General features: G+C 57.2%; 15 protein-coding genes and 1 pseudogene. 7 read left to right on the top strand and 9 right to left on the bottom strand.

From position 1 onward, the window contains the following. Window positions 1-29: 29 nt before the first annotated feature. The 8 genes from J2T57_RS02535 to J2T57_RS02500 all read right to left on the bottom strand — a co-directional run bounded on the left by J2T57_RS02535 (window position 30) and on the right by J2T57_RS02500 (window position 6919). Window positions 30-554: a tripartite tricarboxylate transporter TctB family protein gene (locus J2T57_RS02535; RefSeq protein ID WP_253473729.1), complete on the bottom strand. Its 525-nt coding sequence runs from the start codon at window positions 552-554 to the stop codon at window positions 30-32. A 647-nt stretch (window positions 555-1201) separates the two neighbouring features. Next, complete coding sequence (locus tag J2T57_RS02530) at window positions 1202-1894, bottom strand: nitrile hydratase subunit alpha (RefSeq protein ID WP_253473727.1); 693 nt, start codon at window positions 1892-1894, stop codon at window positions 1202-1204. Further along, entirely contained in the window at window positions 1887-2198 is a 312-nt protein-coding gene (locus J2T57_RS02525; RefSeq protein ID WP_253473725.1) for an SH3-like domain-containing protein, read from the bottom strand. Before J2T57_RS02525 ends, J2T57_RS02530 begins: the two co-directional genes overlap by 8 nt. Continuing rightward, window positions 2195-2533 (bottom strand): SH3-like domain-containing protein, encoded by a 339-nt coding sequence (locus J2T57_RS02520; protein ID WP_253473723.1) that lies wholly within the window; start codon window positions 2531-2533, stop codon window positions 2195-2197. The genes J2T57_RS02525 and J2T57_RS02520 overlap by 4 nt, the downstream gene beginning before the upstream one ends. 178 nt (window positions 2534-2711) lie before the next feature. Beyond that, the gene (locus J2T57_RS02515; protein ID WP_253473721.1) at window positions 2712-4133 is read right to left on the bottom strand and encodes an amidase; all 1422 of its coding nucleotides are present in this window, start codon (window positions 4131-4133) and stop codon (window positions 2712-2714) included. Between the two features lie 37 nt (window positions 4134-4170). Beyond that, window positions 4171-4716, bottom strand: a complete 546-nt coding sequence (locus J2T57_RS02510) for an amino acid synthesis family protein (RefSeq protein WP_253473719.1) — start codon at window positions 4714-4716, stop codon at window positions 4171-4173. 84 nt (window positions 4717-4800) lie between these two features. Then, window positions 4801-5967 (bottom strand): ABC transporter substrate-binding protein, encoded by a 1167-nt coding sequence (locus J2T57_RS02505; protein WP_253474208.1) that lies wholly within the window; start codon window positions 5965-5967, stop codon window positions 4801-4803. Between the two features lie 172 nt (window positions 5968-6139). Further along, window positions 6140-6919: a FadR/GntR family transcriptional regulator gene (locus tag J2T57_RS02500; protein WP_253473717.1), complete on the bottom strand. Its 780-nt coding sequence runs from the start codon at window positions 6917-6919 to the stop codon at window positions 6140-6142. Between the two features lie 306 nt (window positions 6920-7225). Between J2T57_RS02500 and J2T57_RS02495 the strand changes: the two genes are divergently transcribed. From J2T57_RS02495 to J2T57_RS02475, 5 genes are all read left to right on the top strand, one after another. Continuing rightward, complete coding sequence (locus tag J2T57_RS02495; RefSeq protein WP_253473715.1) at window positions 7226-8146, top strand: dihydrodipicolinate synthase family protein; 921 nt, start codon at window positions 7226-7228, stop codon at window positions 8144-8146. A gap of 31 nt (window positions 8147-8177) precedes the next feature. Then, on the top strand, window positions 8178-9044 hold the full coding sequence (locus J2T57_RS02490; RefSeq protein WP_253473713.1) for a branched-chain amino acid ABC transporter permease: 867 nt from the start codon (window positions 8178-8180) through the stop codon (window positions 9042-9044). Between the two features lie 143 nt (window positions 9045-9187). Then, complete coding sequence (locus J2T57_RS02485; protein ID WP_253473711.1) at window positions 9188-10045, top strand: branched-chain amino acid ABC transporter permease; 858 nt, start codon at window positions 9188-9190, stop codon at window positions 10043-10045. Then, a complete protein-coding gene (locus J2T57_RS02480) occupies window positions 10045-10806 on the top strand; it encodes an ABC transporter ATP-binding protein (RefSeq protein ID WP_253473709.1) in 762 nt (253 codons plus the stop codon). Before J2T57_RS02485 ends, J2T57_RS02480 begins: the two co-directional genes overlap by 1 nt. Then, window positions 10790-11494, top strand: coding sequence for an ABC transporter ATP-binding protein (locus tag J2T57_RS02475; RefSeq protein WP_253473707.1), 705 nt, complete (start codon window positions 10790-10792; stop codon window positions 11492-11494). Before J2T57_RS02480 ends, J2T57_RS02475 begins: the two co-directional genes overlap by 17 nt. 206 nt (window positions 11495-11700) lie before the next feature. On the opposite strand, the gene J2T57_RS02470 is transcribed toward J2T57_RS02475, so the two are convergent. Then, on the bottom strand, window positions 11701-12957 hold the full coding sequence (locus J2T57_RS02470; protein ID WP_253473705.1) for an MFS transporter: 1257 nt from the start codon (window positions 12955-12957) through the stop codon (window positions 11701-11703). 195 nt (window positions 12958-13152) lie between these two features. Between J2T57_RS02470 and J2T57_RS22550 the strand changes: the two are divergent. Next, window positions 13153-13329, top strand: a pseudogene (locus J2T57_RS22550) (IS3 family transposase); the annotation flags it as partial. Beyond that, window positions 13325-14827, top strand: coding sequence for a UbiD family decarboxylase (locus J2T57_RS02465; RefSeq protein ID WP_253473703.1), 1503 nt, complete (start codon window positions 13325-13327; stop codon window positions 14825-14827). The pseudogene J2T57_RS22550 and the gene J2T57_RS02465, both read left to right, overlap by 5 nt. The last annotated feature ends 10 nt before the right edge of the window (window positions 14828-14837 follow it).

Below are 14837 nucleotides of genomic sequence, written 5' to 3'. Positions count from 1 at the left end.
CAACCGTTTACCGTTCAGACCGCGGTCGCTCAGTAGAAGAAAAGATTGAACTGGTAGAACGCGCCCACTCCTCTGGGCAACGGCAGTGAAAGCACCAGGACGAACAGCAGCGCAACCAGTGCCGTGAAGACAAACGGAAAGACCACCTTCAGCCACCAACGCTGGTAAGGGGTGATATGCACCGCTATGGACATGAATACAGCAGTGGCAATGAGGAACCCGGTATAGCGCAAGGCAATGAAGTACCCCACCGTAAGTACCGCCGCCAACAAAAACTTGCCCCAGTTGAAGTAGGAGGTGTCCTCGCTAAGTGAAACCTCCGGCTTTTCTTCCATCTGCTGCTGCCGGCGATAGAGCAGCAGGCGCTGGACGTTCTGATACAGAATGCCGAGCGCCAACAGCCCGATCAGCACCAGCAACGCCTTGGGCCAGAAGTCGCTGTCTACGTACTGGTAGCGGGCAAAACGGGGCAGTGCGTCGGCGACGAACCAGAGATAGACTGAGCCGATCAGCAGTGCCACCGCGAAGACGATGTCGGCGACGTACTTGCTCATGTGATCCCCTCCCGGCCTGCCACAAGACTACTCATACGCATCCGGTGCAGGGGCGCGTGGTTGTGGAATGACGTCGGATAGGGGCAGGCGCCGGATTGCTAGCCTGGCGGCAGCGATCATGGCTCGCCCCAGCCGCTCGCCCCGGTGACCCGGCGGGACCGATCTCTACTGGCATGACTCCTCCATCATCCGTCTCGGCCGTCCCCGTTATCTGATCGCGGGGTAGGGCCGTTATTGTTATCTTGCGGCGTGTGCCCGGTCAGGTACCCGGTCTGGCGAATGTGGGATCCGTCAGGTACGTGAGCATGTCTTGCAGGGTGCGGCCCCCTCCGCCGCGACTACGCCCCTAATTCGCGTCGGCTCCATGTTTCGACGACCGACCAGGCACAACCTTCTCGTAGACACTAGGTAAAAACGCACGCATCCGCCATTATCCGAGCATCCGGCATTCGCACCTGACGCGCAACCGCAATATCCTGAGAATCCGGCATAAAGTCTTACTCGACGCAGGTCAAATGGAAGAACGGTCGTACCCCATTTTCTATACCCCGACGCAGCCGCCCTGCTGCTAATTCGTTGGCCTGTTGGTGGCATTACCGAGTGAAGACGACCAGCGTGCCACCCGAAAATACCGACTCAGCGGAATGTCAGGGCTCATCTCCGGCGTCCTCGCAAGTCGTGAGGCCGTGGGCTTCGATGCTCGGATCACGCGGAACCGCCGTGCCTATCATGCAATCTCGGGTCACCAAACCCGACAGTGCCTCCAGGCTCCATCCGTCAGTTCCCTCCGGGCGACGCGGCAGGACGAGATAGCGCATGTCGGCCGTTGAGTCGGAAACGCGCACTTCGACACTGTCAGGTAACTCGAGCCCGAATTCGCGCAACACGGCACGGGGCTCTCGAACGACGCGCGAACGGTAGGCTGAGGCTCTGTACCAGGCTGGAGGTGGACCCAGTAGCATTCGAGGGTAGCAGGAGCAAAGTGTACACACGACGACGTTGTGTACCGCAGGCGTGTTTTCCAGGACCTTCAGGTCTACTGGTACAGGCCCACTCATTGGAAGTTGGAACGCTTTCTCAAGTGTATCGAGCGGATTGGACAGCAAAGCTTGATGAAACGCCGGATCGGTCCAGGCACGTGCGACGACTTGTGCGCCGAGCGCCGGGTTCCGGCTCTCGATCACGTCAATCTGCTGATCCACGGCGCCGGCCGACAAGACTCCTCGTTCAACCAACAATTCACGGAGCGCGACTTCAAGGAGCTCGTCCTCACCAGGGGGACCCTGCGGTTCCTCGATCGGGGCATGGGCATCGTCGTGATGATGATGCTTGTCAGCCATTCGCATTGTCCTCGCTCGCAATTAGCCAGTGCTCATAGAGATCGGCGACCACGCTATCAGCGCCTACTTCCGGGGTCTGCGGCCAGAGTGTCTGTTTTGAAAACAGTACCCGATAAAGCCGCCGACGAGGGAGGCCTGGCTTGTTGAATGCAAGTTGCGATGGATTCCGGTAGACGCCGAGCAATTCCATTACTACACCCTGCTTGCCACGAAGATAGGTAGGGGTTCTACAATGGGCCTCGGCTGGATCGGTACGCACCGTCACATGGGCCCCCTTGGGCAGCGGATCGCGTGAACCGCTCATCGCTCTGAACCTCCTTCCGCAAACCGAGCGCGGACCTCCACAAGTTTTCCCCGAATTTCCTCGGACGTCAGGACCTCCTGCTCGATCAGCAAATCCCGGACTGCGCGAACCCACTTCTGGTAGTAGCCGAGCGTCGCATAGTCTTCGACGCTGTTCTGCTCGACCATGCGGCGTAAGGCATCGACCTTGAAAGCGCCGATTTCCGGATGAATTAACAGCATCACCAAGGCATCCACGCGCTGCTCGAACAACGTTTTCGGGGTCTCGTGACGATCAATCGCAGCGCCATCAAGCCCTCCCAAATCATTCACCTTCCGCCCGGTCACCGTCCTCACCTCATTGATGCGTTCCGCCAGCCACCATCAAACCTTGTCAGCACCGTAGGCCCTACATGGGGCGTACTGAATCTCTCACTTCAGTACGTCCCGTCGTTGAGCCCAGGCGTTGCGCAGAGCGGCATCGGGTCATTAAGATCGATGACTCTAAACGAACTCGGTGGCGTCGATAAAGGGATCACGCGCCCGCAAGCACCGCTTGGTCGGTTGGAAATGTCGCGGCAAATGCATCACTGATCGCTTGCGCGCCGCGGTAAACCAGGTCATCCCGAAACTTGGGTCCCACTAACTGGACACCCACTGGAAGTCCGTCGCTCGCGAACCCGAATGGAATCGACGCTGCCGGCTGTTGTGTCATATTGAATGGATGGCAGTACGGCGACCACGTCACCCAATTGTCCGAAGGCCAATTCGCAGGCACATTCGAGCCCACGGGAAATGCGGTAATCGGCAGGGTCGGGGTAAGCAGAAGGTCCCAACGCGAATGGAATTCAACCATTTGCTCAGCCAGTTCGATGCGCCGGTCAACAGCGCGCAGATAATCCAAGATATCGATACGACGCCCAAGTTCGGCCACCCGCAGAAGCCCCTCGTCAAGCTCACCTCGAGCCTCCGGACTAAGCTTGAATATGGCATTAGCAGCACCGGAGTACCACAGCGTTTCGAAATCATTGGTGGGGTCCGCGAATCCCGGGTCCACGATGTCGACCGTAGCTCCGTTTTCCTCCAGCACCCTGGCGCATTTTGCGGTAAGCGCCTGAACGTCCGGATCGACCTCGGCGTACCCAAGAGTCGGACTGTAAGCAATTCGCAACCCCTTGACGCCGAGATCGAGCGTCGCGGTCCAATCACGAGAGCGCGGTTCAGAGCAGTAAAAGTCATGCACATCACCACGACCAATAACCGACATCATGAGCGCCGAATCAGAAACGGTACGGGTCATCGGCCCGAGGTGTGACAACGTCCCCATTGCACTCGTCGGCCACTGCGGCACATAGCCGAACGACGGTTTGATTCCGAAAGTTCCGGTAAATGCACAGGGAATTCGAATCGAACCACCAGCGTCACTGCCAACATGCAGCACGCCAAGATTCAACGCAGCCGCAGCCGCCGCACCTCCGCTGGAGCCACCAGGCGTCATCTCGAGATTCCAGGGATTCCTCGTAATACCCGTCAGCGGACTATCGGTCACACCCTTCCAACCGAATTCGCAGGTTGTCGTCTTGCCAAGGATGATGCCGCCGGCCTCACGCAGATGAGCCGTGACGGGTGCGTCCACGTCTTGAGGGGCATCAGACGGCGTCGTTAGCGACCCCTTGCGGGTTGGCATGCCTCTCACTAACACGAGGTCCTTGATCGAGCATGGAACACCGTCAATCTGGCCCAGTGGTTCACCACGGAACCACCGGTCCTCGGATGCTTTTGCCTGCTCAAGCGCACCATCTTCGTCGACATGGCAGTAAGCATTCACGTACGGATTCAAGGACCGAATTCTCGCGATGGCATCCGACACAACTTCGACCGGCGACAGCTCCTTCGCCTTGTAGAGTTGCAACAATTCGACTGCCGTCTTTTGGGCTGGACTTCCTTTCGGCGTCATAACGCGGTTCTCCGACAGACTGGTGAGCGCGGTACAGTCAGTTCTGGCAAACAGTGGCCCGCGTCCCCGTGCTAAGTGCGACGATCACCATGATCTCGTCAGCCCGGGGAGAGCCCGATACGGAGACAGTGATTGTGTCGAGATGATCGAATGACCATGCGTCATCCTTATGCGACAGGGGAACATCTATTGACGCACCCATGGGCCCCACCTTGACGTTGGACGGTATGATCGCCTTGCCTCCATTGAGAGCCGCCCGAATCGGCTTGCCAAGCGTTGGATGCATGAGTGCAGCTCCGTGCTCCGGATTGCCCGACTGCCCAACCAGTGTCGCCTTGCCGTAAGCACAGGCCGAAGACGGAAGCATCTCCACCATGTCGTGAATAACGAGGTTGCCGATTGTTTCCCCGAGCGGGAAATAGTCCGACAGATCGTCACCCTTCTTCATACCTAAGAATGGATTCTCGATGATGACGATGCCCGCCGTGCGTACGAGAGAGTCTCCCGAGCGGCCATCGCCATTGGCGGGGAGTTCTTCCCTGACGGTGACGATCCTTCTGACATGCAAGCGGTTCATGTTCATTCCCGGCTCCAAGAAGAGACGCCGGCGCCGGTGCCGAGGAAGCCCTGCAACTGCCACCCGCCACCGACACCAGCGCTCAAATCACTACCGTTGCCAGTCAAGAAGCAGGAATTCCCCAGTCTTGACGTCTTCAGGCCACACGACTTCCCGGGTGCCGTCCTCCTGCCACTGGGTCATGCCCATCACGCGATAGTCGGGACCGAACTTGGGATCATGCTTCTCATCGAAGACCCACCGCCCAGCGACGCCCGTATAATCAGTGGATTCCATCGCTTCCACGAAGGCATCCGGATCTGTAGAACCAGCGCGTTCAATGGCTTCCTTCACGATAAACATGGCATCGTACGTATAGCCCGTCGTGTAGTCCGGAGAGACCTCGAAGCGCTCGGTATACCGATCGAACCATTCGATGGTCTTCGGGGTCAGCTCGACGCGGTAACCACCCTGAATCAGATCGGCATGACCACGCGCCCCGCCTTCTGTATCGTTCCAGAAGCGAGATGACGTACCAGAGGCATTCAGCCCCCCCATAACGGGCCCCTCCAACTGTCCCCACTGGCGGACGTACGTCGACCCATCGACGTGTGAGGAAAAGTCGAGGATAAATTCGGCTCCTCTACTCTCAATTCGAGAAAGTATCGGACGAAAATCACGCGTATCGAGATCGAAGTGCTCTTCTGCGACGATCTCGACGCCCGCCTCTTCCAGGAGTTCACGCACGATTGGAATCACGCCGTCCGTCCACAGAGCATCCTCTGACAGGATTGCGCCCTTGGTATATCCAAGTTCCCCGTGAAGGAAGTTCACAGCCCAATCGGCGACGGACTCGGCGATGTCATCGCTCGTATGCATCACCCGAAACCAGTACTTGTACCGGTCATAGTTCTCTGCGACTTTTGCCGAAAGCTCCAGACTTGCAGCACCTGTCGAGATGAAGGGTACGCGATTACGTGCCATGTGATCGGTGATAGCCATGGATACACCGCTCGATGCCGTTCCGAGCACCACTGCAACCTCGTCACGCAACGCGAGGCGACGGTAGGCGTCAACCCCCTCACTGGCGTCATACTGATCGTTGCGAATGACAAGCTCGACTTGGCGACCGTCGATGCCACCTTCGGCATTTATGTCGTCCGCCGCCATTCGTGCGGCATTGATCAAGCCTTCTCCGGGCGGTGTATCGAATGGCGCAATTATGCCCAGCTTAATCGGGTCTTGGCCGAACGCAGGATTGAACACCATCCCCAGCACGAGGGACAACCCCCCAAGAAATCGAGTCGGGATTCTAGGTTGCATAGCTTTACCCTCCACGCATCTATTCTGCGTATTATGGATAGTCAGTCAGAATCGACTGATACGTGTACCACCACCTTCATTCCGGAAAAGTCCCCTTGGTTGCTCCCGGTTCGTCGTCGCCCTCAGCTCACCCATGGTTTCGCTGGAGCAAGAAATCGCCACTCACTTGACCGTCGCGCGCGTTCACTATGCAGCGCGCATCATGGATATGCGCACTCATAAGGTCACGAACACGCTTCGCATCCTTGTCCTTATAGGCCTGCAGGAGTTGTCTGTGGTATCGGAGCGCGGCTGCCGCGAACTCGCTGTTCTGCGGTTCGATTACGTTTCTGTGCTCCGCGAAATCACGCAAGAGGTCGTTGATGAACCCAGCGAAGAATCCCAACATCGGGTCTGGGCACGCGCGTGCCAGGACGGAGTGAAACTCCAGTTCAGCTGCGCGATGTTCCGAGGGCGGAATCCTGCCGGCGACCCCGTCCTCGCATAGCTCTACGGTCTTCTCAAGCGCCTGAATCTCGTCCTCAGACAGTATGCCTACTGCCTTCTCCGCCACGAGAGGCTCCAACTGTTCCCGAATCTGGTAGACGCTCTCCCAAGTAATGGGCTGGAAGTAGAAGTAATGCCTTAAAAACTCGTTAGCGTGCTCGTAGGAAACCGCGCCAACCTGGGCTCCACCGCCGGCACCGGGAACGATTCTCACGATACCTTGATACTCAAGTATCTTGAGAGCTTCACGGATCGTCCCGCGGCTGCAACCAAGCATCGCGATCAGTTCACTTTCCCGAGGAAGGCGGTCACCCGTCTCGAGATCGTGTCGCACAACCCATCCCTTGATGACTTCTACGACCTGATCGGTCCGCCGGACTCGTGGAATGCGGCTACCGCTTATGGATTTCGATTCCGTCATCCGCCAGTAGTCTCTTGCGTCTGCTTTACATTCATCGTATTTTTTATCATCGTAACGATGCAAATATTATAATAGTTTTTAAACGTTACTAACGCCGCTGAGCACAGTCAAGATTCAGACACTCACGCGACGAGGCGGGACAGAAAGAAACCAAGAAATTCCACTAGGTCAGCAACCTAGAACAAGTTCGCACTGATCGGGACGACAAGGCTCTACACATTTGCCCAGGTCTCAGAAGCTGAGCTGCGTGAGGGGGATCGCATGACTTCAGGGGATAAGGAGCATCAAGGTCGGCAGAATCGCTGGTTGAGTGGCATCTGGGCATCGGTGCCGACCCCGTTCAGTGCGACCGGGGAGTTGGATCCGGCAGGTCTGTCGGCAAACGTGAAGCACTATTCACGCGTCCTTCAACTAACTGGCATCTACTGCAACGGCATCATGGGAGAAGGCTGGTCGCTTACCCTCGAGGAGCGCATGCGGACAGCCGAAATCACGGTGTCCGCCACTTTCGATGCCTCACTGAGGGTCGGTGTGGTGGTAACGGCGGGGTCTCTGAAAGAAACGATCCGCCTCGCGAGACACGCGGAAGAAGTCGGCGCCGATCACATCATCATTTCGCCGCCACCTGGCGACTACGACGCAGTTGCCATCCATCGATACGTGGCGACAATCCGCGATTCAGTTTCACTGCCCATAGTGATTGTTGAGGCCTCCTCTGGCGGGTTCGGCATAGCAACCCTGCAACACCTCGCTTCCCGTCCGACGTTGGTATCAGCGATCAAAGTCGGCAGCACCCGAGACCGTGTATCCGAACTCTCGAACACACACGGCGAAGACTTGGTCATTACAGACCCCTGCGAATGTAACTGGCTAGCGAACTTGGTCGAGTTCGATATGGATGTGCTGTATGCGGATCCCGAGCCATATCTCTTCCAGAACGCCAACTGGCTGCCAATTCAGTCGTACTACGAGGCTTTCCTCGCAAAAGATGTCGATGCGGCGACACGGATCAGCGAAAGCCTCCGGCCGATCCGTGCACTTTACGACCGCATGATCATGCAGCCCCTGCGTGCCGGCCAATCCCCGGTTCCGGCCCTGAAGGCCTGGTGTGACTATCTCGGCCTAGCTGCCGGCCCACCGCGACTACCGCTGGTGCCACTCGAACCCGATGCGCGGAACGAACTTTTCTCCGCACTTTCCGCCCTGCGGCCAGACGCAGCGCCCTGATACCTAAAGCATCATAGCGGGGGAACGAACAATGATGGATATCCTGATGTTTAGCCTGACACGGGGAGCCGTATATGCGCTCGTTGCCGTGGGCTTTGTCCTTATTTTTTCGGTTGGCGGAATCCTCAATCTAGCCCACGGTACATTCTTCATGCTGGGCGCGTACTTCACCTATATCTACTATGCCGAAGTGATCGGCCAACCCAACCTCATGGCGCTACTTCTCTCCATGGTTCTGGCGATCGTTACGGTCGCGCTCTTCGCCGTACTTATCTACCGGTACCTATACCAGAGGCGCATCGAATCGATCTCCTACGTGATGGTCATCTCTTTAGCCATTGCGCTGCTTGTTTCAGAGGTCATGTCCTTGTTGTATGGCGTAACCGGAACATCCGTGCCGCCAATTATTCGTGGAAGTCAGATCGTGCTGGGCACGCGTGTTCTGAACCAGGAATTGCTGATTCTGCCGATCTGCGCCTTTGTGCTTGTGGGACTTTTGGTTTTTCTGCACTACACCAAAATTGGAAAAGCCATTACTGCTGTCGCGCAAAATCAGGAAGGAGCGAGGTTGGTTGGAATCAACTCGGCATACATATTGGGATTAACCATCTTCATTTCTGCCGCGCTGGCTGCCCTAGCCGGGACTCTCGTCTCTTCCCTGTACACCGTGGTGCCGGATATGTGGGTGTTCTGGCTCATCAAGGCCTTCGCGATTGCCATCGTCGGCGGCCTCGGAAGTATCTATGGCGCCATCATTGCCGCATTTCTCTTAAGCTTTGCGGAAGTAGTCACTTTTACGTTGACTAGCGAACAATACGCCGACCTCGTCGCATTGGGAATAATTGTCGCCATCCTCGTGTTCAAGCCGTCTGGCTTGATGGGAACAAGGCGCATATAGCTCTGCCTGGAGGAATCATGCTTACGAAGCTCCGGAGTTCAGCAATGCACATGGTCCACACAGTCACGGGCTTATCACCGCTCGTATATCTGTTCGCAGTCGGATCATTCATGCTCCCGTTCGTTACATCGGATTTCTACCTGATGGAGCTGGTGGTCATCGCGATATTATTCGCACTATTCGCCGCAAGCTGGGACATATTGTGCGGTTACACGGACCAACCTAGCTTTGGCCATGCACTCTTTATCGGCGGCGCTGGTTATATCGCTGCGATACTCAACCGTAACTTCGATTTTTCACCCTGGGTTACGGTGCCTCTGTCAGCTTCAATTGTTGCCGTCCTTGGCGCTTTCATTGGCGTACTGACGCTTCGCCTTCGTGGACCATATTTCGCATTGGCTACTATTGCTTTTTCTGCCGCTTTCTATCGGTTAATCTACATCCAGCGACCGACTACTGGTGGCGACGAAGGATTGACTGGGGTAGATCCTTTCACGTTCTCGGTGGAAGGCGACCTCCAGATTACAGTCTCCGTGTTTCTTGTTTCCGTGATCCTGCTAAGTGCATTTGCGCGCTCACATTATGGTCTGATTCTACGGACTACGCGGCATAACGAGGAGGCGGCCCAAGCTTCCGGAATCAATACTGCGTACTACAAGATCGTCGGCTTTGCCGTAAGTGCGTTTTTCGCCGGTATCGCCGGCGCACTGTATACCCACACTCACATGCAAATCACGCCGGGCATGGCGGCAGGCGGCCTGTCCGTACTGGTGGTCCTGATGGCGACCATTGGTGGCGCCGGTACGCTAGTTGGGCCGATTCTGATTGCCGCGCTTCTCGCCTATTTCAACCAGTGGCTCCGAATTGTCGAAGAGTACCGGATGGTCCTGTTTATGGGGACGCTGGTCGCTCTGATTTATCTCTATCCAAAGGGCCTGGCTAATGCGCCGTGGTTAAAACGTGCACCCTCGATTCGGCGACTGTTGCTCGGGAGAGACTAATGGCACGCGCGATACTGAATGTACAGAACCTGCACAAGTCGTTTGGTGGGTTAATAGCTATCGACGACTGCTCGTTCGAGGTCGAGTCAGGGACCATATTTGGCATCATCGGTCCAAACGGGGCTGGCAAGACGACATTGTTCAATATGCTTACTGGGTTTCTCTCGGCCAACTCCGGAACAATCACCTTCGATGGTCGCGAGGTAAACCGGCTCAAGCCTCACCAAGTAGTAGAGCTAGGAATTGCCCGCACCTTCCAAGTGATGAAGCCGTATTACGAGATGACAGTCTGGGAGACGTTGCAAGTATCCAGGCAATGCAAGCGCGTCCGATCCCGCTACAGTGATGCCGCCATTATCAACAGGATGAACATGGACCTACTCGCACGACTAGGTCTTGAAGATAAGGCGGACATGCTCGTGGACGAGCTGACCCAGGGTGACTTGCGGCTTGTCGACATTGGCCGCGCTCTTGCAACCGAACCCCAGGCGCTTTTCCTCGACGAACCATTCTCCGGCTTGGGCGGTGAGGCATCTGACCGGCTTTCGGCGCTACTCACCTCCCTTCGCGACGATGGTGTCACGATCGTCATTATCGAGCACCGCCTGCGGGAACTGATGAGACTCGTATCCACGGTGATGGCAATCAATTTCGGCGCAGTTCTGGCCAAAGGTACGCCCGAAGAAATCGTCAAGAACCCGGATGTCATTGAGGCATATCTCGGTCGGAGCGGAGGGTCTCTGAGTGCTACTGCAAGTTAACAATCTCGACAGCTATTATGAACGCGTACAGGCTCTGCACGAGGTCTCACTTGAGATCAACGAAGGGGAACTGGTCGCGCTAATTGGGCCAAACGGCGCCGGTAAAACCACACTCCTGAGATCAATCTCCCGACTCGTTCGATCAACTGGCGAGATCTGGTTCGACGGCCAGGATCTTACAAAGCTGTCCGCTCACGACGTCAGCGCAATCGGAATCGGCCACAGTCCCGAAGGGCGCCTTTTGTTTCCCGACATGCCAGTCGAGGATAACCTCAAACTCGGCGCTTTCAGGCGTCGCGACCACCCTCAGATCTCGAAGGACCTCAAGCGCGTATACGACCTGTTCCCAGTTCTCCAGGAAAGAAAGTCCCAGATGGCGCGAACCATGAGCGGAGGCGAGCAACAAATGCTTGCCATTGGGCGTGCGCTGATGACACGCCCCCGCCTGCTAATACTCGACGAACCTTCATTCGGGATTGCACCGATTATCGTCGACCGAATCTTCTCTGCAATCAAAGAGCTCAATCGAGACGGACTCACTACGTTCTTCTCAGAGCAAAACGTGCGCGTGGCGTTGGAGAATTCGGAACGAACTTACGTACTCGAGTATGGCCGCATCGTGATGGCAGATGTCAGTGACACGTTGCGGGATGACCCGCGCATTGCGAAGAGCTACCTGGGGATGTAGTTCTTAGCGACCCGTAAGGTGCCTCCTGCCCCCGTTTTTTCGGGGCCGATCGCGCTGCGCCCTGAGTACCATTCCCGAGAAATAGACAAGGAGTACTTGGAGCCCAGCATTTCTGGGTACGTACTCGATGGGCGGCTGCTTAGAACCGAAAGCCTCGACGGAAGCCGTGGCGGTTCAATGAATCCGATATTTACGCATTGGTTTGCTTATCGCCGCATCGGCTGTTCGTGCCCGCGCACCGGCCACAACAACCAGAGTAACGCCGCGGCCTGCAGCGCCGCCGTCAAGCCAAAGGCGATCTGATACCCCTGCGCATATCCCTCCCCGGCGGCCTCGTCGGGCAGTTCGATGATGATCCCCATTCCCCATTGCAGGCCGAAAGCTCCCAGAAACACCATCAGGTTGAGCGCAGTAACCACCCGCCCCATCAACTCCGGCTCGAACTGCCGGGACAGCGCTGCGTAAAAAAGTGCACCGGACGTGGAGGCAAACCCCATCACCAGCCAGATGGCCAGCAGTCCGTATCCCGGGTGCGAGGCTAGCAGGGCAAGCGTGACACAGAACAACACCAGCCCCACGCTGATCACCCGGAGCATGTCGACGCCTTGCCGGGCTAGACGGCTGGTCAGGTGCCCCCAGGCGGCGAACCCCACGGTGGTAGCAACGGCCAGCATCAGGAGGTAATGGGCTACCATTCCGCGGTCAAACCCCGCCACATCCCGTAACCAGGGGCCCGCCCAGAGCCCCTGAATGGCCATCAGACCTCCGGGGAAGAGCATTGCCGCCGGTGCGACTCGCCAGAAGCGCCTGCTGCGCAGGATAAAGACGAGCCCTGCGATCTGGTGCGCCAACGGCTCCACGGGGATACTTCTGCCGCGCTCCGGAACGGCAAGCCACAGGGCGGCAGCGGTAAGCAAGCAGCCTGCCGCCAGGCCGATGAAGAGCACGCGCCAGGTGGTTATGCCCAACATTGCCTCGACCGGCGCCGTTGCCGTGATCGCCCCCAGTCCACCGAAGGCCAGCAGGTAGCCATTGATCGCCGGCAACTGATCGCTTCTGTACCAGAGTGCAAACGCCTTCAGGCTCGCCATCAGGCAGGCGGAGACCCCGAGGCCGATGAGAGCCCGCCCCACCGTGAGACTCAGTAATCCCTGCCCCAGAGCAAACACCAGTGCGCCAGCCCCGGCGATCAGCAGCAATACGCTTTCGACGCGACGTGGGCCCAGCCGGTCCAGCAGGATGCCCAAGGGCAACTGGAAAAGCGCGAAGGCTAGCAGATAGCTGGCAGTGAGCAGTCCAAGCTCGCTCGCTCCCACCCCAACGTCCGTCTCAAGGTCGCCGGCGATCACGGCGTTGACGCTGCGGAATAGGTAGGACAGAAAATACCCCGCCGCAAACGGCAGGAAAATCTGGGCGAAGCGGTTCACGATCGCGCCGTCAGGAGTGGAGGCGTTGCTGGGCAAGACTGTTTCCTCGCCATGCGGGCCGGCGCAGGCGTCCGTCCGGAAGACGCCGCGCGACTGTGCTGGTTAGCCATAGGCATTGAACCATGCGAAGCCGTCACATTGTACCGGGCCGCGATCTGCCAGATTTTCGAGTCTCACCGCGCCCGCAACAGGAGATGCGGACGAAATCTCGGACTACATGGGAGATCGTTCATGTATTCATATGAAGATCGCCTCAGGGCAGTAAAGCTCTCCATTTAGTACGGAAGAATCTCCAGCGGTGGTGCCTCACCCACGTCGAAACACGGGGTTGCCGGAACGGTCTCCCCAAAGCCGAAGTACTCCGTCGAGCAAAAGCAAAGGGCCGTTGATCACTACTTTACTCATGGCCAACGATCTGTTGCCTAGCCGGCAACGGATCGTTGCAGTTTCGCTAATTTACCACTTCGCAAGCAGGCCTTACCGTTCTCTAGACGAAAACGACAAAGAGAATCGCGCACCAACTATGCCCATTCGGCTGAATTGCGATCATGAGCCTCCGTCCCTGCGCACTTTCCTTGCGGACCTGCCGGACAGCGATCTATTACGTATCGAAGGCTCCACTCCGGCCGACTACGTACCCACCGCTCTGGTACTCGAACTAGAGAAAAAACAACAAACACCTGTGGTCTGGTTTGATGCTGCTGATCCTTTCAACTCTCCGGTTGTGCTGAACCTCTTCGCCTCCCGGGATCGAATTGCTCGCATGGTGGGCGCTGAGCTTGGTGGATTCAACGAAGCCTGGGTTCAAGCGTCGAAGAGAGCCGAAAAACCCGTGATCGTCGAGTCTGGCCCCGTTCAGGAAAACGTGTTGGTTGGGAATGCCGTGGAATCCGGCGACTTACCAATCAGCCGACACTTCGAAGCGGACGCTGGGCGTTACGTCGGCTCGGGCATTCTGGTCTGCAAGGATCCGGATTCAGGCGTGCGCAACCTGAGCTACCAACGCCTTCAGCTCAAGGACTCAAGGCGATTTGGAGCGAGCCTGCATTCCCGTGGGCACATCTGGGAACACCTGAAGCGATCGGAGGAACTGGGACGCAACCTGGAGGTTGCTGTAGTCATTGGCGTGCACCCCGCGATTAATCTGGCAGCGGCCGCAAAAGTAGCCAAAGAAGTGGACGAACTTGACCTCGCCTGTGGCCTGCTTGGCCACAGTATCGAATTAGTCAGGTGCCAGACCATTGACTTGGAGGTTCCAGCCTATGCCGAGTATGTGCTGGAGGGGGAGCTTCTAGCTGATACCGCAGAGCCAGAAGGCCCGTTTGGGGAGTACACCGGCTACTCAACCTCTCGCTCGACCAAAAACGTTTTCGTTGTGAAAGCGATCACGCACCGGTCGAACCCTGTTTACCATGACATCGTACCCGGCTACTCATCCGAGCATTTGCTACTAAGCCGTAGCCCCCGCGAAGCGCACGTCTTCATGCGAATGAAGGAGATGCTTCCAGCAATCCACTCAATCAATTACCCCCGGTCTGGCACGCATTTCCATGCCTATGTCTCGATCAAGAAGACGGCAGAGGGCCAGGCGAATCATGCGTTAACCCTGTTGATGGGCCTTGACCCCTACGTGAAGTTTGCGGTGGCCGTTGATGACGACATAGACGTATTCGACGAGCAGGAGGTCCTTTGGGCACTAGCGACCCGCTTCCAGGCGGACACGGACCTTTTCGTAATCCCGAACGGCTTCTGCAATCAACTCGACCCATCCTCGCGCAACGGCACATCCGCGAAGTTGGGCCTGGACGCGACGGCACCACTGGCATGGGATGTGGAACGAGCAAAAGTGCCGGACGCCGCCATAGCGGCAGCAAAACAGTTACTGATCAGCATGAACCGTCAATGAAGGCAATTGG

This window comes from Natronocella acetinitrilica (genome assembly GCF_024170285.1).
GTDB classification, from domain to species: Bacteria; Pseudomonadota; Gammaproteobacteria; order Nitrococcales; family Aquisalimonadaceae; genus Natronocella; species Natronocella acetinitrilica.
This window is presented reverse-complemented; position numbering and strand designations above follow the sequence as displayed.